Source organism: Acidovorax temperans (assembly GCF_006716905.1).
GTDB classification, from domain to species: Bacteria; Pseudomonadota; Gammaproteobacteria; order Burkholderiales; family Burkholderiaceae_C; genus Acidovorax; species Acidovorax temperans.
Map to the genome: position 1 here is coordinate 814,516 of NZ_VFPV01000002.1, position 21,152 is coordinate 835,667.

15 protein-coding genes are annotated in these 21,152 nt (G+C 65.1%); 11 read left to right on the forward strand and 4 right to left on the reverse strand.

Going from position 1 to position 21,152, the window contains the following annotated elements; translation table 11 throughout:
• Positions 1-313: 313 nt before the first annotated feature.
• Positions 314-1,975 carry an MFS transporter gene (locus tag BDD18_RS12035; RefSeq protein ID WP_067511647.1) on the forward strand — a complete coding sequence of 554 codons (1,662 nt, stop codon included), beginning with the start codon at positions 314-316 and terminating at the stop codon, positions 1,973-1,975.
• 148 nt (positions 1,976-2,123) lie between these two features.
• A complete protein-coding gene (locus BDD18_RS12040) occupies positions 2,124-2,303 on the forward strand; it encodes a hypothetical protein (protein ID WP_044396957.1) in 180 nt (59 codons plus the stop codon).
• A gap of 95 nt (positions 2,304-2,398) precedes the next feature.
• Here BDD18_RS12040 and BDD18_RS12045 read toward each other — a convergent pair whose 3' ends face one another.
• Positions 2,399-3,511, reverse strand: a complete 1,113-nt coding sequence (locus BDD18_RS12045; RefSeq protein WP_142083411.1) for an ABC transporter substrate-binding protein — start codon at positions 3,509-3,511, stop codon at positions 2,399-2,401.
• Positions 3,512-3,757: 246 nt separating this feature from the next.
• Here BDD18_RS12045 and BDD18_RS12050 point away from each other — a divergent pair, with 246 nt between their 5' ends.
• The 3 genes from BDD18_RS12050 (at position 3,758) to BDD18_RS12060 (ending at position 10,966) form a co-directional block, all read left to right on the forward strand.
• Positions 3,758-9,652, forward strand: a complete 5,895-nt coding sequence (locus BDD18_RS12050; RefSeq protein ID WP_142083413.1) for an excinuclease ABC subunit UvrA — start codon at positions 3,758-3,760, stop codon at positions 9,650-9,652.
• 174 nt (positions 9,653-9,826) lie between these two features.
• Complete coding sequence (locus BDD18_RS12055; protein WP_142083414.1) at positions 9,827-10,327, forward strand: hypothetical protein; 501 nt, start codon at positions 9,827-9,829, stop codon at positions 10,325-10,327.
• Positions 10,328-10,624: 297 nt separating this feature from the next.
• Complete coding sequence (locus tag BDD18_RS12060; protein ID WP_142083416.1) at positions 10,625-10,966, forward strand: hypothetical protein; 342 nt, start codon at positions 10,625-10,627, stop codon at positions 10,964-10,966.
• Between the two features lie 45 nt (positions 10,967-11,011).
• On the opposite strand, the gene ctlX is transcribed toward BDD18_RS12060, so the two are convergent.
• Entirely contained in the window at positions 11,012-12,007 is a 996-nt protein-coding gene (gene ctlX / locus BDD18_RS12065; RefSeq protein ID WP_370541287.1) for a citrulline utilization hydrolase CtlX, read from the reverse strand.
• Between the two features lie 107 nt (positions 12,008-12,114).
• A complete protein-coding gene (locus tag BDD18_RS12070; RefSeq protein WP_142083418.1) occupies positions 12,115-13,164 on the reverse strand; it encodes an ornithine cyclodeaminase in 1,050 nt (349 codons plus the stop codon).
• A gap of 237 nt (positions 13,165-13,401) precedes the next feature.
• On the opposite strand from BDD18_RS12070, the gene BDD18_RS12075 reads away from it, so the two are divergent.
• From BDD18_RS12075 to BDD18_RS12090, 4 genes are all read left to right on the forward strand, one after another.
• Entirely contained in the window at positions 13,402-13,833 is a 432-nt protein-coding gene (locus BDD18_RS12075; protein WP_142083420.1) for an Lrp/AsnC family transcriptional regulator, read from the forward strand.
• A 128-nt stretch (positions 13,834-13,961) separates the two neighbouring features.
• The gene (locus tag BDD18_RS12080) at positions 13,962-15,050 is read left to right on the forward strand and encodes an IS5 family transposase (RefSeq protein ID WP_142083422.1); all 1,089 of its coding nucleotides are present in this window, start codon (positions 13,962-13,964) and stop codon (positions 15,048-15,050) included.
• A 234-nt stretch (positions 15,051-15,284) separates the two neighbouring features.
• Positions 15,285-16,247: a Bug family tripartite tricarboxylate transporter substrate binding protein gene (locus BDD18_RS12085; protein ID WP_142083424.1), complete on the forward strand. Its 963-nt coding sequence runs from the start codon at positions 15,285-15,287 to the stop codon at positions 16,245-16,247.
• A gap of 72 nt (positions 16,248-16,319) precedes the next feature.
• Positions 16,320-17,816, forward strand: coding sequence for an NYN domain-containing protein (locus tag BDD18_RS12090; protein WP_142083426.1), 1,497 nt, complete (start codon positions 16,320-16,322; stop codon positions 17,814-17,816).
• Between the two features lie 3 nt (positions 17,817-17,819).
• Here BDD18_RS12090 and BDD18_RS12095 read toward each other — a convergent pair whose 3' ends face one another.
• On the reverse strand, positions 17,820-18,878 hold the full coding sequence (locus BDD18_RS12095; protein WP_142083428.1) for a PfkB family carbohydrate kinase: 1,059 nt from the start codon (positions 18,876-18,878) through the stop codon (positions 17,820-17,822).
• A 136-nt stretch (positions 18,879-19,014) separates the two neighbouring features.
• Between BDD18_RS12095 and BDD18_RS12100 the strand changes: the two genes are divergently transcribed.
• Positions 19,015-20,028 carry a sugar ABC transporter substrate-binding protein gene (locus BDD18_RS12100; RefSeq protein WP_142083429.1) on the forward strand — a complete coding sequence of 338 codons (1,014 nt, stop codon included), beginning with the start codon at positions 19,015-19,017 and terminating at the stop codon, positions 20,026-20,028.
• A 164-nt stretch (positions 20,029-20,192) separates the two neighbouring features.
• Positions 20,193-21,152 (forward strand): ABC transporter permease, encoded by a 960-nt coding sequence (locus BDD18_RS12105; protein WP_094291658.1) that lies wholly within the window; start codon positions 20,193-20,195, stop codon positions 21,150-21,152.

The following is a 21,152-nucleotide window of genomic DNA, read 5'->3' on the forward strand; positions in this document are numbered from 1 at the left end:
TCCTTGGCAGGGTTGTCCCGGAGATGTGGAGTCAGGACTTACCCGAATCCTCAGCGTCGCCCATAGTGGTCTGGGACGACATTTGTTGGCACCGTGTGGCGTGTTTCTCGCATCAAGAAAAAAGAGATCAGGGTTGGCACTGATCGGATCGAGGGGTGTCGTCTGTTACTCGCAGCTGCGCTTTCAACGGCGGCGTGACTTTGTCAGTTTTGGGTCAGATGAGACTCTGATATTGCGGCCCACGGAGCGGTGAGGGCATTTCGGTGTAACGCCTTTTTCGCATCCGAAAACACCTACACAGGAGACACACACCATGGCAACAACCCATCCCGCACCGCGGCCGATGTCGCCCGAAGAGAGGAAGGTCATCTTCGCTTCGTCCCTCGGCACCGTTTTCGAGTGGTACGACTTTTATCTATACGGTTCGCTGGCAGCCATCATTGCCAAGCAGTTCTTCAGCGGCCTGGACGCGGGCTCTGCCTTCATCTTTGCGCTGCTGGCTTTTGCCGCAGGCTTCATTGTTCGTCCGTTCGGCGCCATCTTCTTCGGCCGCCTGGGCGACATGATCGGCCGCAAGTACACGTTCCTGGTCACCATCCTGATCATGGGCCTGTCCACGTTCATCGTGGGCATCCTGCCGACGTATGCTTCGATCGGCGTGGCGGCCCCCATCATCCTGATCGTGCTGCGCCTGCTGCAAGGCCTGGCACTGGGCGGTGAATACGGCGGTGCTGCCACCTATGTGGCCGAGCACGCCCCCCACGGCAGGCGCGGTGCCTACACGGCATGGATTCAGACTACCGCCACGCTGGGCCTGTTCCTGTCGCTGATGGTGATTTTGGGCACACGCACCATCACTGGCGAAGAAGCGTTCGCCGACTGGGGCTGGCGCGTTCCGTTCATCGTGTCCATCGCACTGCTGGCCATTTCGGTGTGGATCCGCCTGGCCATGAACGAATCGCCTGCCTTCCAGAAAATGAAGGCCGAGGGCAAGACCTCCAAGGCTCCGCTGAAGGAATCCTTCGGTGAGTGGAAGAACCTCAAGATCGTGATCCTGGCACTGGTGGGTCTGACCGCCGGTCAGGCCGTGGTGTGGTACACGGGCCAGTTCTATGCCCTGTTCTTCCTGACGCAAGCGCTGAAGGTCGATGGCGCCACCGCCAACATCCTTGTGGCCGTTTCGCTGCTGATCGGCACGCCGTTCTTCATCGTGTTCGGTGCCCTGTCCGACAAGATCGGCCGCAAGCCCATCATCCTGGCAGGCTGCCTGCTGGCGGCCCTCACGTACTTCCCCGTGTTCGGTGCACTGACCAAGGCGGCCAACCCCGCCCTGGCGGAAGCCCAGGCCAAGAACAAGGTGGTGGTGGTGGCCGACCCCAACGAGTGCTCGTTCCAGTTCAACCCCACCGGCACCGTCAAGTTCACCAGCTCGTGCGACATCGCCAAGCAGGTGCTGGCCGGCGCTTCGGTGAGCTATGAGAACTCGCCCGGCGCCGCAGGCACCCCCGCCGTGATCAAGATCGGTGAAACCGCCATCACCGGCTACAGCAGCAAGGGCCTGCCCGCTGACGAAGCCAAGAAGAAGGACGCCGAGTTCAAGAAGGCCGTGGCCGATGCGCTCAAGGCCGCCGGCTACCCCACGAAGGCCGACCCGGCCCGCATCGACAAGGTCATGGTTACGGCCATCCTGGTGTACCTGGTGCTGCTGGTGACCATGGTGTACGGCCCCATCGCCGCCATGCTGGTCGAAATGTTCCCCACCCGCATCCGTTACACGTCCATGTCCCTGCCGTACCACATCGGTAACGGCTGGTTCGGCGGCCTGCTGCCTACCACGGCGTTTGCCATCGTGGCCCAGACCGGCAACATGTACAACGGCCTGTGGTACCCCATCATCATTGCCGGTGCCACGGTGGTGATCGGTGGCCTGTTCATCAAGGAAACCAAGGACGTGGACATCTACGCCAACGACTGATCGTTACTGAGCGGTGTACAGGGCCTGCCCGGGAACGGGCGGGTCCTGTGTTCCATCAAGGGGCTTGTGTCGTGCACCAGTACAACCCACAACCCTGCGCCTCAGGCAGGCCCTTTGATTGAACAAACCCAACCCAGAAGGAATTGCTATGTGGAAAATTATTGTTGGCTTCGTCTTGTTTGCCGCCGTGTCGATGTACGTGATCATCATGGCGGGCGACAAGGCTGATATGGGCGGTGAAAAGCACGGCGCAGACGCTGTGCATGCTCCTGAACCTGCTGCATCCGCCGCGCCTGCAGCCCCAGCCGCGCCTGCCAGCGCTCAGTGACATTCTGGGCCGCGTAGTCTGCTGCGCAGCATTCGCCAAGTAAAAAGGCCCGCTCTTTCATCAGAGCGGGCCTTTTTTTATGGGGGCTTGCTGCTTTAGCGTCGGAACTTGCCGTCGGTGCCAATGATGGAGAGGTCCGCAAAGTCCAGCCCGGTGTGGTCTTCGGGGCTGTAGGAAACCTCCAGGCCGCCCAGGTCAAACTTGCGCAAACCTTCAAGCGCCGCCTGGATTTTTTCGCGGGATGGCTTGGGCCCTGCGCGTTTGAGTCCTTCCACCAGCACCTTGGCAGCGGCAAAGCCTTCCAGCATGGCGGGGCTGATATCGCCCAGGCCTTGGGCACGCGCCAGGTCCTGGGCTTCCTTCACCATGGGGTACGTTACTGCGCGTTCATTGGGGTAGACCTGGGTCACGATGACGCCGCGTGCGTTGGCGCCCATGCTCTTGATGAAGCCGGTAGAGGCATTGTTCGACAAGGTCACGATCTGCGCGGCGGAGCCTGCCCCGCGAATGGCGTTGCTGGCCTCCACCACGGACGAGCCCGAGGCAATGATCAGCACCGCCTGCGCGTCTGCCTTGGTCAGCTTGGCGGCAATGGGCGCAAAGTCGGGCTTGGCGCGGTCAAACTTTTCTTGCAGCACCGGCGTGAGTTTGGCGGCCACCAGTCCCTTTTGTGCGCCCGCCAGGCCATCGGCACCGAAGCTGTCATCGGCATAGACCACGCCAATGCGTGTGATGCCCATGGATGCCAGGTGGGTCATGGCCTTTTCGGCTTCACGCTGGTAGGTGGCGCGCACGTTGAACACATGCTTGCGCACTGGCTGGTGCAGCACCATGGCCCCGGTGGATGGGCCCACCAGCGGCACGCCATGCTTGTCCAGCAGCGGGATGATGGCTTCGGTGTGGGGGGTGCCCCGGTTCAGGAACAGCGCCAGCACGTTGTTTTCTTCGATCAGCTTGCGCGCGTTTTCGGCAGCGAGCTTGGGGTCGAACTTGTCGTCCAGCGCGATGAGCTCGATCTTCTGGCCGTTGACGCCGCCCTTGGCGTTGACCATGTCAATGTAGAGCTTCGCCCCATCAGAGGCTTCTTTCACCCCTGCAGCCACCTGCCCGGTGAAACCTGCGGTCTGCCCCACCAGCAATTGGGCCTGGGCGGCCCCCAGCGTGGCGCAGAGGGCTGCGGCGATCCAGCATTTCTTCAAGGCGTGCATGGCTTGTCTCTCCTGGTGAATTTTTGTTGTCGCTGCTGTAGCGGAGTCCTGTTTCTCCTCCGTAACTCCCCAGGGCCGCACGTTATTCAGGGCGGATTGGGCAGGGATGCCGTCTTGGTGTTGGGCTGCGCACTGACGCGGGCCGAGCTAACACCGCAGTACCGTCAAGGGTTGCAACCTGCTGCCACTGCGTTGTCAGCAGGCGCTGCCTAGAATGTTCGGCCTTATTCCTGAAAGACTGCCTCCATGACCCAGGGAACCATTCGCATCCGTGGCGCACGCCAGCACAACCTTCGCAACCTGGACCTGGACATCCGCACCGGCGAGCTGACGGTGGTGACGGGCCCCAGCGGCTCGGGCAAATCCAGTCTGGTGTTTGACACGCTGTACGCCGAGGGGCAGCGCCGCTACGTGGAAACCTTCAGCGCCTACGCGCGCCAGTTTCTGGACCGCATGGACAAGCCCGCGGTGGACCGCGTGGAGGGCGTTCCACCCGCCATCGCCATCGACCAGACCAACCCCGTGCGCTCCAGCCGTTCCACCGTGGGCACGATGACGGAGCTGAACGACCACCTCAAGCTGCTGTTTGCGCGCGCGGGCCAGCTGTTTGACAAGCAGACTGCGCAACCCGTGCGGCACGATTCGCCAGAGACCATTTACGCCGAGCTGCAGCAGCGCTCCGCCGCAGCGGGTGACCCACGCATTGTGTTGACCTTCCCGGTCGAGTTGCCTGCCAACACCAGCGCCGAACAGGTCGAGCAATGGCTGTCGGCCAGTGGTTTCACCAAGGTGCAGGCTGAGCGCGAAGTAGCCACACCTACCGGCCCGCGCAAGCTGCTGGATGTGGTGGCAGACCGCTTCAGGCTGGGCAATGCCGAGAAGGCGCGTGTGATCGAGGCGATTGAAGTGGCGCTCAAGCGCGGCAGCGGGCGGCTAAATGTGTACCGGTTGGTGGATGAAGGCGAGCCCGAACTCTGGCGCTTCTCCACCGGCCTGCATTGCCCCGACAGCGACCTGCGCTACAGCGAACCCATCCCCTCCGCCTTCTCGTTCAACTCCGCCGTGGGCGCGTGCGACACCTGCCGGGGCTTTGGCCGGGTGATCGGGGTGGACTGGGGCCTGGTCATCCCCAACGACAAGCTCACGCTACGCTCGGGCGCGATCAAGCCCATCCAGACGCCCGCCTGGCAAGAGGCGCAAGACGACCTCATGCGCCATGCTGAGGCCGCAGGCATTCCGCGTGACACGCCCTGGTACCAGCTCACGGCCGAGCAGAAGAAGTGGGTGATTGAAGGATCGCCGAACTGGAACGGCAAATGGAACCAGCAGTGGTACGGCATCCAGCGCTTTTTTGATTACCTGGAGAGCAAGGCCTACAAGATGCACATCCGTGTGCTGCTGTCCAAGTACCGCAGCTACACGCCGTGCCCGGTGTGCGCCGGTGCGCGGCTCAAGACGGAAAGCCTGCTCTGGCGCATCGGCCGCAAGGAAGACGCCGATGCGGTGATGGACCCGCCGCAGCGCCGGGCCGCCCCAAGCAATGGCAGCCCCCTTGGGGGGCAGCGAGGACACGAAAGTGCCGAGCGTGGGGGCGCAGAGTTCCAACGCTTCATGCCCCAAGGTGTGCAGTGGTCGCGTGCGCAGCTCGAAGCCTTGCCCGGCCTGTGCCTGCACGACCTGATGCTGCTGCCCATCGACCGCCTGCGCCAGTTCTTTGCGCGCATGCAGTTGCCGGTGGGCGACGATGCCAAGGGCGGCGACGCCCAGGCGCTGAAACTGCTGCACGAAGAAATTACCACACGCCTCAAGTACCTGTGTGATGTGGGCATTGGCTACCTCACGCTCGACCGGCAAAGCCGTACATTGAGCGGCGGGGAGGTGCAGCGTATCAACCTCACCACCGCCCTGGGCACCAGCCTGGTCAACACCTTGTTTGTACTGGACGAGCCCAGCATTGGCCTACACCCGCGCGACATGCACCGCATCACTGAGGCCATGCTGCGCCTGCGCGATGCGGGCAACACCCTGGTGGTGGTGGAGCACGACCCCGCCGTGATGCTGGCGGCCGACCGCATGATCGACATGGGCCCCGGCCCCGGCCGCAAGGGCGGCAGCATTGTGTTTGACGGCACCACGGCCGATTTGCGCCAGGCGGACACCCTCACCGGCAACTACCTGGGCGGGCGCAAGCAGGTGGGCTTTGGCTTCAAGCGCATGGTCACCGATTCGACCCCTCGTCTCATCCTGGAAGGCGCGCGGGAGCACAACCTGAAGGATGTGTCGGTCGAATTTCCGCTGCAGCGGCTGGTGACGGTGACGGGCGTGAGCGGCTCGGGCAAGTCCAGCCTGATCCAGGACGTGCTCGCCCCCGCGCTGATGCGCCACTTTGGCAAGGCCACCGAAGCCCCCGGCGCACACGACCGCCTGCTGGGCGGGGACCACCTGGCCGATGTGGTGTTTGTGGATCAGTCGCCCATCGGCAAGACGGCGCGCTCCAACCCCGTGAGCTACGTGGGCGCGTGGGACAGCATTCGCGAGCTGTTTGCCACCGCACCGCTGTCCAAACAGCGCAGCTACACGGCGGCCAAGTTCAGTTTCAACAGCGGTGACGGGCGCTGCCCCACCTGCGGGGGCTCGGGCTTTGAGCATGTGGAAATGCAGTTCCTGAGTGACGTGTACCTGCGCTGCCCCGATTGCGATGGCAAGCGCTACCGCCCCGAGATTCTGGAAATCACCATCGAACGTGGCGGCAAAACACTGAACGTGGCCGATGTGCTTGAACTCACCGTGGCCGAGGCCGTGGCCCTGTTCGCAGGCGACAAGGACGTGGTGCGTGCCCTGCAGCCCATTGTGGATGTGGGCCTCGACTACGTGGCGCTGGGCCAGCCCGTGCCCACCCTCAGCGGTGGCGAGGCGCAGCGCCTCAAGCTGGCGGGCTTTCTTGCCGAGGCGGCCAAGACCGCTGCCAAGTCGCGCCAGAACGTGGCCCGCAAAGGCACGCTGTTCTTGTTTGACGAGCCCACCACCGGCCTGCACTTCGACGACATTGCCAAGCTCATGCGCGCGCTGCGCAAGCTGCTGGAGGCCGGGCACTCGCTCATCGTCATCGAGCACAACCTCGACGTGATCCGCGCCAGCGACTGGCTCATCGACCTGGGCCCGGAAGGCGGGGAGGGCGGTGGTTTGGTCGTGGCCGAAGGCACGCCCGAAGACGTGCGCGAGCACGCCACATCGCACACCGGCCAGGCGCTGCGCGACTATGAGCTGGCGCTGGGCGTGGGCGGCCATTCGGTGCACGAAAAAGCCGCAGCGCTACGAAAAAAGGAGCTGCTTGCGCTTGCTGGTAAAGCGCCAGAGGTCAATCAGGCTAAAAACGCCATTGAAATCGTCAACGCCAAGGAGCACAACCTCAAGAACCTGAGTGTGGACATTCCGCGTGGCAAGTTCAACGTGGTGACGGGCGTGAGCGGCTCGGGCAAGTCCACGCTGGCGTTCGACATCCTGTTCAACGAAGGTCAGCGCCGCTACCTTGAAAGCCTCAACGCCTACGCCCGCAGCATCGTGCAGCCCGCAGGCAGGCCCGAGGTGGATGCGGTGTACGGCATTCCGCCCACCGTGGCGATTGAGCAGCGCCTGTCGCGCGGCGGGCGCAAGTCCACCGTGGGCACCACCACCGAGGTGTGGCACTTTCTGCGCCTGCTGTACGTCAAGCTCGGCACGCAGCACTGTGTGCACGACGGCGCTGCCGTGCAGCCGCAAACGCCCGAGAGTATTGCTGCGCAGTTGCTCACGCAGTTCCGCGGCCAGCACATCGGCCTGCTGGCCCCGCTGGTGGTTAATCGCAAGGGCGTTTACACCGAGCTGGCCGACTGGGCGCGCCCACGCGGCTACACGCACCTGCGGGTGGATGGCAACTTCCTGCCCACCACCAACTTCCCGCGCATCGACCGCTTCAAGGAACACACCATCGAGCTGCCCGTGGCCAGCCTCGATGTCTCGCCCGAGAACGAGGCCGCCCTGCGCACCGCGCTGGCCGATGCGCTGACCCACGGCAAGGGCGTGGTGCATGTCCTCTCCAGCATCGGCACCCTGGCCGCCGCCATGGAAAGCGGCGCGCCCACCGCGGGCATCGGGCATTTGCAGGTGTATTCCACCAAGCGTGCCTGCCCCGTGTGCGCCACCAGCTATGCCGAGCTGGACCCGCGTCTGTTCAGCTACAACAGCAAGCACGGCTGGTGCCCCGACTGCGTGGGCACGGGCGTCAAGCTCACCAAAGAGCAGCGCAAGGTGTTTGACGACTCGGTCCTGGCCGACAAAGAAAAAGGCCGCGAGCAGACCTTTGCCGAGCCCGAGGTGGAAGACCTGGACGGCACTACCGTCTGCCCCACCTGCCAGGGCACGCGCCTGAACGCCACGGCCCGCGCCGTGAAGTTTGCCGGTGTGGGCATAGCCGACATTGCCGCTCTCTCCGTCAGCGATGTGCGCCGCTGGGTGGAGGGCCTGCGGGCCGCGGGTGGCATGACGCAACGCGAGGCCGACATCGCCCGCGACCTGGTGCCCGAGATTCAGAGTCGCCTGGAGTTTCTGGAAGAAGTGGGCCTGGGCTACCTCACGCTGGACCGGGGCGCGCCCACATTGAGCGGTGGCGAGGCCCAGCGCATTCGCCTGGCGGCGCAGCTGGGCAGCAACCTGCAGGGTGTGTGCTACGTGCTCGACGAACCCACCATCGGCCTGCACGCACGCGACAACCAGATTTTGCTCAACGCCCTGCACAAGCTGGGTGACAAGGGCAACACGCTGGTGGTGGTGGAGCACGATGAAGACACCATCCGCCGTGCCGACCACATCATCGACATTGGCCCCAGCGCCGGCAAACGTGGTGGCCGCCTGGTGGCGCAGGGCAGCGTGGCCGATGTGCAGGCCGCAGAAGACTCGCAAACCGGCCGCTACCTGCTGCACGCCATGCGCCACCCGCTCCAGGCACGCCGGGCGGTAGCTGCTATGGATTTAGTAGCTACCAGCGCTCATCCACAAAGCGCTACAGGCCCAAAAGATGCAGAACAGGGTACCGACAAGCCCCTGCACTGGCTGCGCCTGCACGGCGCGCACCTGCACAACCTGCAGCAGGTGGATGTGGCCGTGCCGCTGAACCGGCTGGTGGCCGTGACGGGCGTGAGCGGTTCCGGCAAATCCACCCTGGCGCGCGATGTGCTGCTGACCAATGTGCAGGCCTGGGTGCAGCAGCGCAGTACCAAGGCCGGGCGCGACGCCATGGACGCTGGCAAGGCCCCGGCCCTCGTGGGCAGCACCGGGCTGGCAGGCTTTGAAACCATTGACCGCGTGCTGGAGGTGGACCAGACCCCCATCGGCAAAACCCCGCGCAGTTGCCCCGCCACCTACATCGGTTTCTGGGACACCATCCGCAAGCTGTTTGCCGAGACGCTGGAGGCCAAGGCACGCGGCTACGCTGCCGGGCGCTTCAGCTTCAACACCGGCGAAGGCCGCTGCCCCAGCTGCGAAGGCGCGGGCGTGCGCACCATCGAGATGAGCTTCTTGCCCGATGTGAAGGTGCCCTGCGAAACCTGCCACGGTGCCCGCTTCAACCCCGAAACCCTGGCCGTCACCTGGCGCGGCAAGAGCATTGGCGATGTGCTGCAGATGGAGGTGGACGAGGCGGTGGAGTTCTTCGCCAGCATGCCCAGCATCGCGCACCCGCTGCAACTGCTCAAAGACGTGGGCCTGGGTTACCTCACCCTGGGCCAGCCCTCGCCCACGCTTAGTGGCGGCGAGGCGCAGCGCATCAAGCTGGTGACCGAGCTGACCAAAGTGCGCGACGAGGTGGGCCGCCGCGGCCAGAAGGCCCCGCACACCCTGTACGTGCTCGACGAGCCCACCGTGGGCCTGCACATGGCCGACGTGCACAAGCTCATCCGCGTGCTGCACCGCCTGGTCGATGGCGGGCACAGCGTGGTCGTCATCGAGCACGACCTGGACGTGATCGCCGAGGCCGACTGGATCATCGACCTGGGCCCCGAAGGCGGCAAGGACGGCGGCCGCATCGTGGCCACCGGCACGCCAGAGGATTTGGTGCGCCTGGGCACGCACACGGGCAAGGCGCTGGGGCCGGTGCTGGCGCGCTGAACAGGCGCTGAACATGCGCTGGGCACGCGCTGGCCGGAGAGGGCGGCCGTGCCCCCAGCGCGTGCGGTGCCGTCCTACGGCGGGTGCTGCCGTTGTCGGACGTGGGCGGTGCAGTGGCATTTTTACGATGACCCCACTGCCAACCAACCCCGGCCGCCAGATGGCCCCACTGAGATGAACTCCTCCTTCAAAACCTGCCTGGCCCTCGCTGCATCCTCCGTTCTGCTGGTGGCTTGCGGTGGCGGCAATGACGATGACCCCACCCCCAGCAACGAGCCAGGCGTGCTCACCGTGACCAGTTCCACCGTGGACGGTCTCAACGGCATTTACGGCAATGGCTCCTTGAACATCACCGATGTGGACAAGAAGAACCCCGTGGGTTCATCGCCCGAGGTGTGCACGTTCAAGTTCGACGGTGCCAACAAGGTTGGCTCTGATGCCACCGCGTTCGGCGATATCCGCTACCAGGTCAACGGCACCGTCACCTACCAGGTGTTCATGACATTTGCCGGCAAGGAATACGCCAGCGGCGAGGCGGTGGACTCCGCGGTGGAGCGCGAAAGCGACCGCGTGCGCTTTACCAGCAAGACCCTGACGGCCAGCGACGGCTCCGGCGCCACGCTCAAGGTGAGCGGTATCGTGCCCATGCGCACGGGCCGCCCTAGCGGCTGCTGATCGGGCTTTGGCCCGACGGTGCCCACAGCGCTGCAGCGCGGGGTAGGGCACCTTCCTTGTCTCTCTTGTCTCTTGTCCCCCTCGGGCCGGTTCTTCTCTCTTCCCTTCTGACCGGCCTCTTCGCCCCAGCTATTTCCGCAATAGCTGGGGTCTTTTTTTGGCGTTGGCGGCTTTTGCTGCACCCTTGCGCGGGGCATGATCTGGGGCTGCTGCAGTGTCGCCAGACGCTGCTCTGATTGCCTCGCCTTCCATGCCCATCGTCTCTTTCACGCCAGCCCTTTTGGGCGTTGCCTTGGCATGACCCAGCCTTCTGCGCCCGTCGTGTGGCTGCAGCCTGCGGCACCGCCCAAGCCAGCCGAGGGCGAATCGTGCAATGGCTGCGGCCTGTGTTGCCTGGCAGAGCCCTGCCCGCTGGGGGTGCTGGTATCGCGCCGACGCCGTGGTGCTTGCGTGGCCTTGCGCTGGAGTGACCGCGACCAGCGCTATTGGTGCGGCATGGTGGCCGAGCCTGCAAGCGTCACCGGCTGGCGCCATCCGTGGGTGGTGCGCGGCCTGTCGCTGCTGGCGCGGCGCTGGATCGCTTCGGGCGTGGGGTGCGATGCCGACTTGCAGGCGCAGGCCGCGCCACCTGATGCATGATTTTTGCTATTAAAAATATAGCTGCTTGCGCTTGTGTATCAAGCGCTAGGTGCCAATTTGAATGAGATTCGTGCTTGTGGCGCTGGCTTCACGCGATGCCGGCGCCATGCTGGGACGGGGTGCCAGGTGGATGCCCGCGAGCATGCAGCGCACCGACCCGCCTGCCAGTTCAATGGTGGGCACCGCCAGCGGGAGCAAGGTGGTGTGCTGCTCTAGCGCCCGGCGCTGTGCGGGCGTGAGGCACGCAGCCGCGCGGGCCGACAGGGCCAGCACGGGCCCACTGCGGCTTTGCAGTTCCAGTGCGTTGGCCGCAAAGTTGGTGATCTGCTCTGGGCCCAACTCGATCAGGTTGCGGCCGCTTTCCCACAGGCGCTCTTGCACCTCGCGCCGGCGCTGCGGGTCGCTGACCATGTGAAACCCGCCCATCGCAAACTCGGTGCCGATGCACAGCATCACGTTGGTGTGGTAGCAGGGCTGGCCCGTTGCGTCGGCCGTGGCAAACACCATGGGCTCGTACTGAAAGTGGGTGCAAAAGCGCTCCAGCGCCACCGGGTTGGCGCGGTGCGACTGGGCTGTGTAGGCCACGCGGCCCACATGGTCCAGCACCATGGCGCCGGTGCCTTCGAGGAACACGTTGTCGGCTTCCAGGCCGGAGTAGTCCACCACCTCTTGCACCCGGTACTGTGCCTTGAGCAGCTCGATGATGTCGCTGCGCCGCTCGCGGCGGCGGCTGGGCGCGTACATGGGGTACAGCGCCACATGGCCGCCCGCGTGGGTGGAAAACCAGTTGTTCGGAAACACCGAATCCGGCGTGGCTGGCTGGCCCATGCTGCCGTGCGGGTCTTCGTCGTCAAACAGGTGCACGCGCACCCCGGCCTGGCGGAGCTGCGCTGCGGCCTCGGTCACTTCGGCGTGGGCACGGCGTGCCAGTTCGCTGGCGGGTGCGCCGCTGCAGCCTTGGTAAGCGTTGTCGGCAGCGGTCTCCGGGTTGGGGTGAAAGTGGTGGGGGCGCACCATCACCACGGCGGCAGGTGCCTGCATGGAGGCGCGCGCTGGTCCTTGGCGCGGGGGCGCAGAGGAGATGGCTTGGGGTGTGGCGCTGGGCGTGGCGCAGGGTGAAGCGTGGGTCATGGCATGTCCACCGGCCATCAAGCCACACGGCGCAGGGCCACGCGTTGGCGGTCACCGCGGGTGCGGCCGAAGAGGTCTTTGGGGTCGCCATCGGTGGGCACGAGTTCGACCTCTATGCCCAGGTTTTCTGCCGTGGCCCGTTGATGGATGTAGCGCAATGCAGCGTAGTCTTCGAGCGCGAAGCCCACCGAGTCAAACACGGTCACGTCGCTGGCCGACTGGCGCCCGGCGGCCTGGCCTGCCAGCACGCGCCACAGCTCGGTGACGGGGTGGTGGGCGGGCAGCTGCTGTATGTCGCCCTCGATGCGGGTTTGCGGCTCGTATTCGACAAAAATCTTTGCGGCGCGCAGCACATCGGGATGCAGCTCGGTCTTGCCAGGGCAGTCGCCGCCCACCGCGTTCAGGTGCATGCCGGGCTCGATCATGTCGGGCGTCACGATGGTGGCGTTGGCCTTGTCGGCGGTGATGGTCGTGACGATGTCGGCACCGCGCGCCGCCTCGGCTGCAGACGATGTGGGCACCACGCGCAAGCCGGGCACGGCTGCCAGGTTGCGCTGCAGTTTCGCTGTGGCGGCAGGGTCAATGTCAAACACCCGCAACTCGTTCACCCCCAGAAGGGCGTGGAACGCTATGGCCTGGAACTCACTTTGCGCGCCGTTGCCAATGAGCGCCATGCAGCGTGCATCGGGCCGTGCCAGGGCCCGTGCGGCCATGGCCGATGTGGCCGCAGTGCGCAGCGCGGTGGTCAGCGTCAGCTCGGACACCAGCAGCGGGTAGCCGGTAGCCACTTCGGACAGCACACCAAACGCCATCACCGTGGGCAGCCCGCTGATGGGGTTGCCGGGGTGCCCGTTGACGTACTTGAAGCTGTAGTACGCGTTGTCGGCCACGGGCATGAGCTCGATCACGCCGCCCGCGCTGTGGCTGGCCACGCGGGCCGTCTTGTCAAAGTCTTGCCAGCGCAGGTAGTCGCTGTGCAGGTGCTCGGCCAGCTCGGTCATGAAGCGGGCAGGGGTGATGTGGTGAACGAGCTGGGCCAGCGTGGGAAGGTCGATCAGGCGGGTCATGAAAGTCTCCGGTGTAAAGCGGCTCACAAAACTGCCTTGCGCACGGTGAGCATCGGGCTGCGATGGCCTGCGGCACCAAGGCGGTCGAGGAGAAGTTTTTGGGGTCGCTCTGTGAATCAAAAAAGCAATGTCGCGGTGCAACGGAAGAAATTCTCCCGAGGGCATGCGCCAGCGAACAGCCCGCAAGCTGCTCAAATAGTGCTGTAAATTGGCGTTTTGTATTGCAGGTATGACCAAATGTTCAAAATGGACGACACGGACCGGGAGATCCTGAGCATCCTGCGTGCCGATGCGCGCACGCCCGTGGCCGTGCTGGCGCAAAAGCTGCGCATAGCCCGTGGCACGGTGCAAAACCGCCTGCGCAAGCTCGAAGACAGCGGTGTGATTACCGGCTACACCGTGCGCCTGCGCCCCGAGTCAGAGCCGCAGCGCATCCGCGCCTGGATGAGCATCGCCGTGGAGGGCAACGCAGCCCCCGAAGTCATTCGCGCGCTGCGCGGCGAGCCCGCAGTGGGCACTTTGCACACCACCAATGGGCGCTGGGACATCGTGGCCGAGGTGCGCGCTGAAAGCCTGGAGGCGTTTGACGCGGCGCTCGGCCGCATTCGCCTGACCACCGGCATCGCCAACACGGAGACCAGCATCCTGCTGTCCACCTACAAGGCGTAAGGCTCATCGATGTGCGGGCGTGGCAGGGCGCGCCTCCTGAGCTTAGCAGGCCGTTGAAAAATCCTTCGCCGCCGCCCGTGTGGGCCGCTACGATCTGAAGCCATCGGCGAACAACCCAGACGAGGACGATGAGAGGCAACCAAGACTTCCAGGGGGCGATGTTCAGCTACATCAGCCTTGAAGAGCGCGTGCCGCAGACACACCCGCTGCGCAAACTGCGCGCCGTGGTCGATGCGCTGCTGGCGACGATGCACAGCGAGTTCGAAGCGGTGTATGCCCGCCGCGGGCGCCCCTCGGTGCCGCCCGAGATGCTGCTCAAGGCCTTGCTGCTGCAGATCCTGTTCTCCATCCGCAGCGAGCGCCAACTGGTCGAGGCGGTCAACTACAACCTGCTGTACCGCTGGTTCGTGGGCCTGAACATCGAAGACAAGGTCTGGGACCACTCCACCTTCAGCGCCAACCGCGAACGCTTGTTCAACGAAGACCTCGCCCGTGCCTTCTTCGAGCGCGTCAAGCTCAGCGCCCAGTGGGGGCGGCTTGCCAGCGACGAGCACTTCAGCGTGGACGGCACGCTCATCGAAGCCTGGGCCTCGCACAAGAGCTTCAAGCGCAAAGACGATGACAGCGACACGCCGCCCGGACGCAATCCCGAGGTGGACTTCAAAGGACAGGAGCGCTGCAACGACACCCACCAAAGCACCACGGACGCTGATGCACGGTTGTTCAAGAAGAGCGCGGGTGACAAGTCCCGCCTGTGCCACATGGGGCACATCCTCATGGAAAACCGCAACGGGCTGATCGTGGATGTTGAGATCACCCACGCCAGTGGCACCGCCGAGCGCGAAGCGGCGCTGGCCATGCTGGGGCGCCGGGGCAACAGGAACAAGCGGGCCACGGTCGGGGCCGACAAGGGCTACGACAGCAAGGCCTTCATCAAGGGCTGCCGCCGGCTTTTGGTCACGCCACACGTGGCGGCCAAGGACAAGCACTCGGCGGTCGACGCCAGAGTCACGCGGCACGAGAGCTACAAGACCAGCCTGAAGGTGCGCAAGCGCATCGAGGAGGCCTTTGGCTGGATCAAGACCGTGGGTGGTCTGGCCAAGACCAAGCTGATCGGTCAGGCCAAGCTCGCGGGCCAGGCGCTGCTGTGCTTTGCCACCTACAACCTGGTGCGCATGGGCAGTCTGGGTGGCTGGTGGGACGCGCATCATGCGTGAGCCATGGGATACGTGCGCCCGAAACGGGCAAAACGGCCTGCAAACAGGCCGAAATGGCCCTCGAATTTGATTCGTGGGCGCGTCTGGGCGACTTGCTTCTTCGAAATCCACGACCTTGATGCGTTCGAAGAGCACTTTTTCAACGGCCTGCTAAGGGGTTTCCGCATTACGGCGGGCGGCTTGCCTGCGGTGCAATGGCGCCGTCATTGTTTTGCCAGTCAGGAGCGCCTCACCATGCAACGTCGCCAGATCATCCAGTGGGGGGCCGCCAGCCTCGCCGCGCCGACAATCACAGCGCGCGCCCAGAGCTTTCCCGTCAAGCCCATCAAGCTGGTGATTGCCTTCCCCGCCGGGGGGCCCACCGACATCACCATGCGCGTTCTGGCCGACAACGCCAGCAAGATCCTGGGCCAGCCCGTGGTGGTGGAGAACAAACCCGGCGCTGGCGGCACGCTGCCCGCGCAGGCCCTGCAAGGCACCTCGGCCGATGGCTACACGCTGGCGCAGATTCCGCTGGGCGTGTTCCGCCTGCCCTACACCACCAAGATCAACTGGGACCCGGTCAAGGACATCAGCTACGTGCTCAACGTCACGGGCTACGCCTTTGGTGTGGTGGTGCCGGCAGACTCCCCGCTCAAGACCTGGACGCATTTTGTAGCCTGGGCCAAGGCCAATCCGGGCAAGCTCAGCTACGGCTCCACCGGCACCATGACCAGCCCGCACCTGACCATGGAACTGGCGGCGCAGAAGCTGGGCATGGAACTGCTGCACGTGCCTTACAAGGGCAGCGCCGATTTGATGCAGGCCATTCTGGGCGGGCAGCTCATGGCCGCGGCCGACTCCACCGGGTTCGCCCCGCAGGTAGAAGCGGGCAAGCTGCGCGTGCTCAACACCTGGGGCGCAGAGCGCCTGGCCAAGTTCCCCGATGCACCCACGCTCAAGGAGCTGGGGCTGGATTTGGTGCAGAACTCGCCCTTCGGCATTGGCGCCCCCAAAGGCACGCCAACCGCCGTGGTCAAGCGCCTGCACGATGCCTTCAAGCAGGCCATGGAGCAGGACAGCTACAAGACCGCGCTCGCCCGTTACGACATGGTGCCCATGTACATGAGCACGTCGGCGTACAAGAAGTTTGCGCAGGACACCTTCACGCGCGAGAAGGCGCTGGTCGAGAAATTGGGCTTGGCCAAACCCACCTGAGGCCACTCCCTTCGGAGGGGGCAATGCGTTCCGTGTGATGATCCGCAGCATTGAACGGAACTCACACACGATATGGCATCCCCCTCCGACAGCATCAGCATGGCCCTGTTCTGCGACTTTGAAAACGTCGCCCTGGGCGTGCGCGATGCGCAGTACGAAAAGTTCGACATCAAGCCCATCCTGGAGCGCCTGCTGCTCAAGGGCTCCATCGTGGTCAAGAAGGCCTATTGCGACTGGGAGCGCTACAAGGGCTTCAAGGCCACCATGCATGAGGCGAACTTTGAGCTGATCGAAATCCCGCATGTGCGCCAGTCGGGCAAGAATTCGGCCGACATCCGCCTGGTGGTGGACGCGCTGGACCTCTGCTACACCAAGTCGCACGTCAACACCTTCGTCATCATCAGCGGCGACTCGGACTTTTCGCCGCTGGTGTCCAAGCTGCGCGAGAACAACAAGCAGGTGATCGGCGTGGGCGTGAAGCAGTCCACGTCCGACCTGCTGATCGCCAACTGCGACGAATTCATCTTCTACGACGACCTAGTGCGCGAAAACCAGCGCGCCCAGGCCCGTCGCCAGAGCCCTGGCAGCAACCCGCCACCCGCGCTCCGCCGCAGTCCCGAAGAAGAGCGCAGCCGCAAGGAAAGCCAGGACGCACGCCGCACCCAGGGCGTGGAGCTGGCCGCCGAAACCTTCGAGGCCCTGCTGCTGGAGCGGGGCGACACGGGCAAGATCTGGGCCTCGGTGCTCAAGGAGGCGATCAAGCGCCGCAAGCCGGATTTCAGCGAAGGGCGCTATGGCTTCCGCACCTTTGGCAACCTGCTGGAAGAAGCCCAGGCGCGTGGGCTGCTGGAGTTTGGGCGCGATGAAAAATCAGGCGCGTATGTGTACCGCAGCCATGGTGGGCCGAGCGCCCCAGCCGCGCACGCACGGCCCGAAGGCGCCGGTGAGCGCACCAATGAGCGCACCAGCCAAGGCGGAGCGACACGGCACGATTTCCATGCGGTGGCGACGGCACCCGATCTGCGCTCTGAAGGTGGCGAAGGGCAGGGCGCGCCGGGTCGCAGCCGAGGGCGTCGTGGTGAGGGTGCAGACCGCGCAGACCGTGGAGACAATCGCCCTGCGCAGCGCAACGAACACCCTGAGTCCGAGCAGGCCGATACCCCCGCTGAGCGCCCGGCCAGCCGCTATTTCAGCCAGCCCGTGGCTCTTGAGGTGGTGCCGCCAGAGCCGGTGATCGATACCACCGCGCCGCAAGCACAGCGCTCCGAAGCAGAAGAGGGCGCGGACACCCCGGAGGTCAGTGCGTCGACCGAGGCCGACCGCTCCGAAGCGGCTACCCCTCGCCGCAGCCGTGCGCGCAGTGGAGACAGGGCAAAGCCTGCGGCCAGCCCACGCAAGGCCGCCACGCCCCGTGCACGCGGTGCGCGTGCTGGGGGTGAAGCTGCCGATGCCCCGGCCGCTGCGCCCGAGGACTCTGCCGCAGAGGCAGAAGGCACCACGCCCGCTAAGGCACCCGCTGCCCGTCCCCGCAGCCGGGCCCGCAAACCGGCCGCCAAGCCCGCCGAGTAAGGGCTACCGGCCTGCGGCGGTCGTTGAGCGCCGCAGCGCCAGCCTTTCGCGCACTTCTTCGTAACGGGGGGGCGTGCAGCCCGCCCGCTCTACGCAATGGCTGGCACTCGCCAGCGCGTGGTGCAGCACGGTGCGCAGCCGGGCTTCCGTGATGGGCGCCGTGATGCCCCCCGCGCGCAGGGCTAGCGCTTCTTCTCCCCGTTCGGGTCCGGCCAACAAGGCGGTGATCAGCCCCGCCAGAAAACAATCGCCCGCCCCCACGGTGTCCACTACCGTGATTGGCGCTTCTTCGCGCGCATGCACAGCCAGCCCATCGCGCTGCAGCAGCCAGGCGCCTTCTGGCCCCAGGGTCAGGGCAAGCCATTGCGCCTGTGTTTGCTGCTGCAAATAGTGGGCGCGCTCCAGCACGGTGGCGCCCGGCACGGCCAGCGCTTCCAGGTCGTCGTCGCTCACCTTGATAAGGTGGGCGTGCTGCAGGGCGGCCATCACATTGGCGCGGTAGGCCTCAGCATCATCCACGGCCGACAAGCGCAGGTTGGCATCGACCACCACCATGCGGCCCGCTGCGCGCTGCGCTGCCAGCCAGGGCAGATAGATGGCGGCGTCCTGCGCCACCAGCGCCAGGCAGCCGGTGGCCACCACCTGCAGGTCGGGCAACGCAGCGCAAGCAGCCGTCAGCGCTGCGGCCGTCACCTGGCGGTCGGCCACGCCATCGCGGTAGAAGCTGTAGCTAGCCTTGCCCTCGGCATCCAGCGCGGCCAGCGCCAGCGCGCTGGGCGCACGCACTGGCGTAGGCGCTGCCAAGGCCACGCCTGCCTCATGCAGACCGTGCGCCAATTGCCGCCCCAGCATGTCGCCCGCCAGCGGGTTGAGATACTGCGTGCCCACGCCCTGCAGGCCCAGCGCGCGGGTGAGGTTGTAGACCGCGCCGCCCGCGCAGGGTTTCAGGCGGCCATCGGGCTCTTCGATCAGGTCGAACAAGGCCTCGCCCGCCGTGGCCACACGCAGCGGCGGTGCGGTGTGGACAGTGGCAGAACCGGCGGACTGGATAGGGAAAACCATAAGTAAATCCACTTGATTTATTAACTTGTCGGCCACTATAGTTTGATCCCATCCACCCGACAAGAGTGGTTCACCTGCCAGCCGCGCAGCACGGGGCCGACAGGAATCTGCCATCCCAAAACCCGGAGACAACGCCATGCAACGCACCCCCGCTTTCGCGCTTTCTGCCCTTGCCCTCACCGGCGCCCTGGCCTGTGGCCTGGCCCAGGCACAGACGTCCGAGCCCGTCATCGGCCTCATCACCAAGACCGAGACCAACCCCTTCTTCGTGAAGATGAAAGAGGGCGCCACAGCCGAGGCCAAGAAGCTGGGCGCCAAGCTGGTGTCGGCGGCAGGCAAGACCGACGGCGACAACGCAGGCCAGGTCACGGCCATGGAGAACCTGATCGCTGCAGGCGCAAAGACCATCCTCATCACCCCCAGCGACGCCAAGGCCATCGTGCCCGCCATCAAGAAGGCGCAGGCACGTGGCGTGATGGTGATTGCGCTGGACAGCCCCACCGACCCCATGGATGCGACGGACGCGCTGTTTGCCACCGACAACTACAAGGCGGGCGAGCTGATCGGCCAGTACGCCAAGGCCGCCGCTGCGGGCAAGAAGCCCGTGATCGCCACGCTGGACCTGTTCCCCGGCCACCCCGTGGGCGCGCAGCGCCACAACGGCTTCTTGAAAGGCTTTGGCCTGCAGGCCAACGATGCCAAGAGCAACGAGCTGTCGCGCCCCGCCGAAGTGGTCTGCATGGCCGACAGCTTTGGCGACCGCGCCAAGGGCCAGACCGGCATGGAAAACTGCCTGCAGAAGAACCCCGACATCAACATCGTCTACACCATCAACGAGCCCGCTGCCGCCGGTGCCTACAACGCGCTCAAGGCCGCAGGCAAGGAGAAGAACGTGCTCATCGTGTCGGTGGACGGCGGCTGCGCAGGCATTGCCGATGTGGGCAAGGGCGTGATCGCCGCCACCAGCCAGCAGTACCCACTGCGCATGGCCGCCATGGGCGTGGCGGCGGGCGTGGAATACGCCAAGACCGGCAAGAAGGTCAGTGGCTACACCGACACGGGCGTGACGCTGATTGCTGCCAAGCCCATGGCGGGCGTGGACAGCAAGGATGTGAAAACTGGCACCGACCTGTGCTGGGGCGCCAAGTAGGAGCCGCTCTCAAAACTCTTCTGGCGTCGTTGCTGCGTCTTGTCGTACTACCGTACTGCCTGCGACGCAGCGCCTGGCCAGAACCGCTTCGCTGAGTTTTGCGAGCAGCTCTGAAAAAACGCCTTCTCTCTGAGAGTCATCTCATCCATCCGCACGGAGCCGCCATGTCCTCGACCGCTTCCAAACTACCGCCGCTGGCCACGCTGGGGCCGTTCATCGCGCTGATCCTGGCGTGCGCCTTTTTTGCCACGCAGAGCGAGCGTTTTCTGTCCGCGCAGAACTTCGCGCTCATCCTGCAGCAGGTTATGGTGGTGGCGGTCATCGCCATTGGCCAGACGCTGGTCATTCTCACGGCGGGCATTGATCTGTCGTGCGGCATGGTGATGGCGCTGGGCGGCATCGTGATGACCAAGATGGCGGCGGACTACGGCCTCTCGGCCCCGGTGGCCATTGCCTGCGGCATGGCGGTGACCATGCTGTTCGGTCTGATTAACGGCCTGCTCGTCACCAAGATCAAGCTGCCGCCTTTCATCGTCACGCTGGGCACGCTCAACATCGCGTTTGCCGCCACGCAGCTGTACTCGGGCGCGCAGACCATCACCGACATCCCTGCGGGCATGACCGCGCTGGGTAACACCTTCCAGCTGGGCCAGACCGCCATCGTCTGGGGCGCGGTGCTGATGCTGGTGCTGTACCTCGTCACCTGGTTTGCGCTGCGCGAGACTGCACCCGGCCGCCATGTCTACGCCGTGGGCAACAGCCCCGAAGCCACGCGCCTCACCGGCATTGCCACCGACAAGGTGCTGCTGGGCGTGTATGTGCTGGCAGGCCTGTTCTACGGCATTGCGTCGCTGCTGTCGGTGGCGCGCACCGGCGCAGGCGACCCGAACGCGGGCCAGACCGAAAACCTCGACGCCATCAGCGCTGTGGTGCTGGGCGGCACCAGCCTGTTTGGCGGGCGCGGTGTCATCCTGGGCACGCTGGTGGGGGCGCTGATTGTGGGCGTGTTCCGCAACGGGCTCACGCTCATGGGCGTGTCGTCGGTCTACCAGATCCTGGTCACCGGCATCCTCGTGATCCTGGCCGTGGCCACCGACCAACTCTCGCGCAAAGGAGTGCGTTGA

Bases quoted from the DNA above. Each gene is read 5' to 3' on its own strand.
- BDD18_RS12080 (WP_142083422.1), top strand. From the start codon at position 13,962: ATGAGAGGCAACCAAGACTTCCAGGGGGCGATGTTCAGCTACATCAGC.
- BDD18_RS12070 (WP_142083418.1), bottom strand. From the start codon at position 13,164: ATGACCCGCCTGATCGACCTTCCCACGCTGGCCCAGCTCGTTCACCAC.
- BDD18_RS12100 (WP_142083429.1), top strand. From the start codon at position 19,015: ATGCAACGCACCCCCGCTTTCGCGCTTTCTGCCCTTGCCCTCACCGGC.
- BDD18_RS12050 (WP_142083413.1), top strand. From the start codon at position 3,758: ATGACCCAGGGAACCATTCGCATCCGTGGCGCACGCCAGCACAACCTT.
- BDD18_RS12035 (WP_067511647.1), top strand. From the start codon at position 314: ATGGCAACAACCCATCCCGCACCGCGGCCGATGTCGCCCGAAGAGAGG.
- BDD18_RS12095 (WP_142083428.1), bottom strand. From the start codon at position 18,878: ATGGTTTTCCCTATCCAGTCCGCCGGTTCTGCCACTGTCCACACCGCA.
- BDD18_RS12055 (WP_142083414.1), top strand. From the start codon at position 9,827: ATGAACTCCTCCTTCAAAACCTGCCTGGCCCTCGCTGCATCCTCCGTT.
- ctlX (WP_370541287.1), bottom strand. From the start codon at position 12,007: ATGCAGGCACCTGCCGCCGTGGTGATGGTGCGCCCCCACCACTTTCAC.
- BDD18_RS12045 (WP_142083411.1), bottom strand. From the start codon at position 3,511: ATGCACGCCTTGAAGAAATGCTGGATCGCCGCAGCCCTCTGCGCCACG.
- BDD18_RS12105 (WP_094291658.1), top strand. From the start codon at position 20,193: ATGTCCTCGACCGCTTCCAAACTACCGCCGCTGGCCACGCTGGGGCCG.
- BDD18_RS12040 (WP_044396957.1), top strand. From the start codon at position 2,124: ATGTGGAAAATTATTGTTGGCTTCGTCTTGTTTGCCGCCGTGTCGATG.
- BDD18_RS12060 (WP_142083416.1), top strand. From the start codon at position 10,625: ATGACCCAGCCTTCTGCGCCCGTCGTGTGGCTGCAGCCTGCGGCACCG.
- BDD18_RS12090 (WP_142083426.1), top strand. From the start codon at position 16,320: ATGGCATCCCCCTCCGACAGCATCAGCATGGCCCTGTTCTGCGACTTT.
- BDD18_RS12075 (WP_142083420.1), top strand. From the start codon at position 13,402: ATGTTCAAAATGGACGACACGGACCGGGAGATCCTGAGCATCCTGCGT.
- BDD18_RS12085 (WP_142083424.1), top strand. From the start codon at position 15,285: ATGCAACGTCGCCAGATCATCCAGTGGGGGGCCGCCAGCCTCGCCGCG.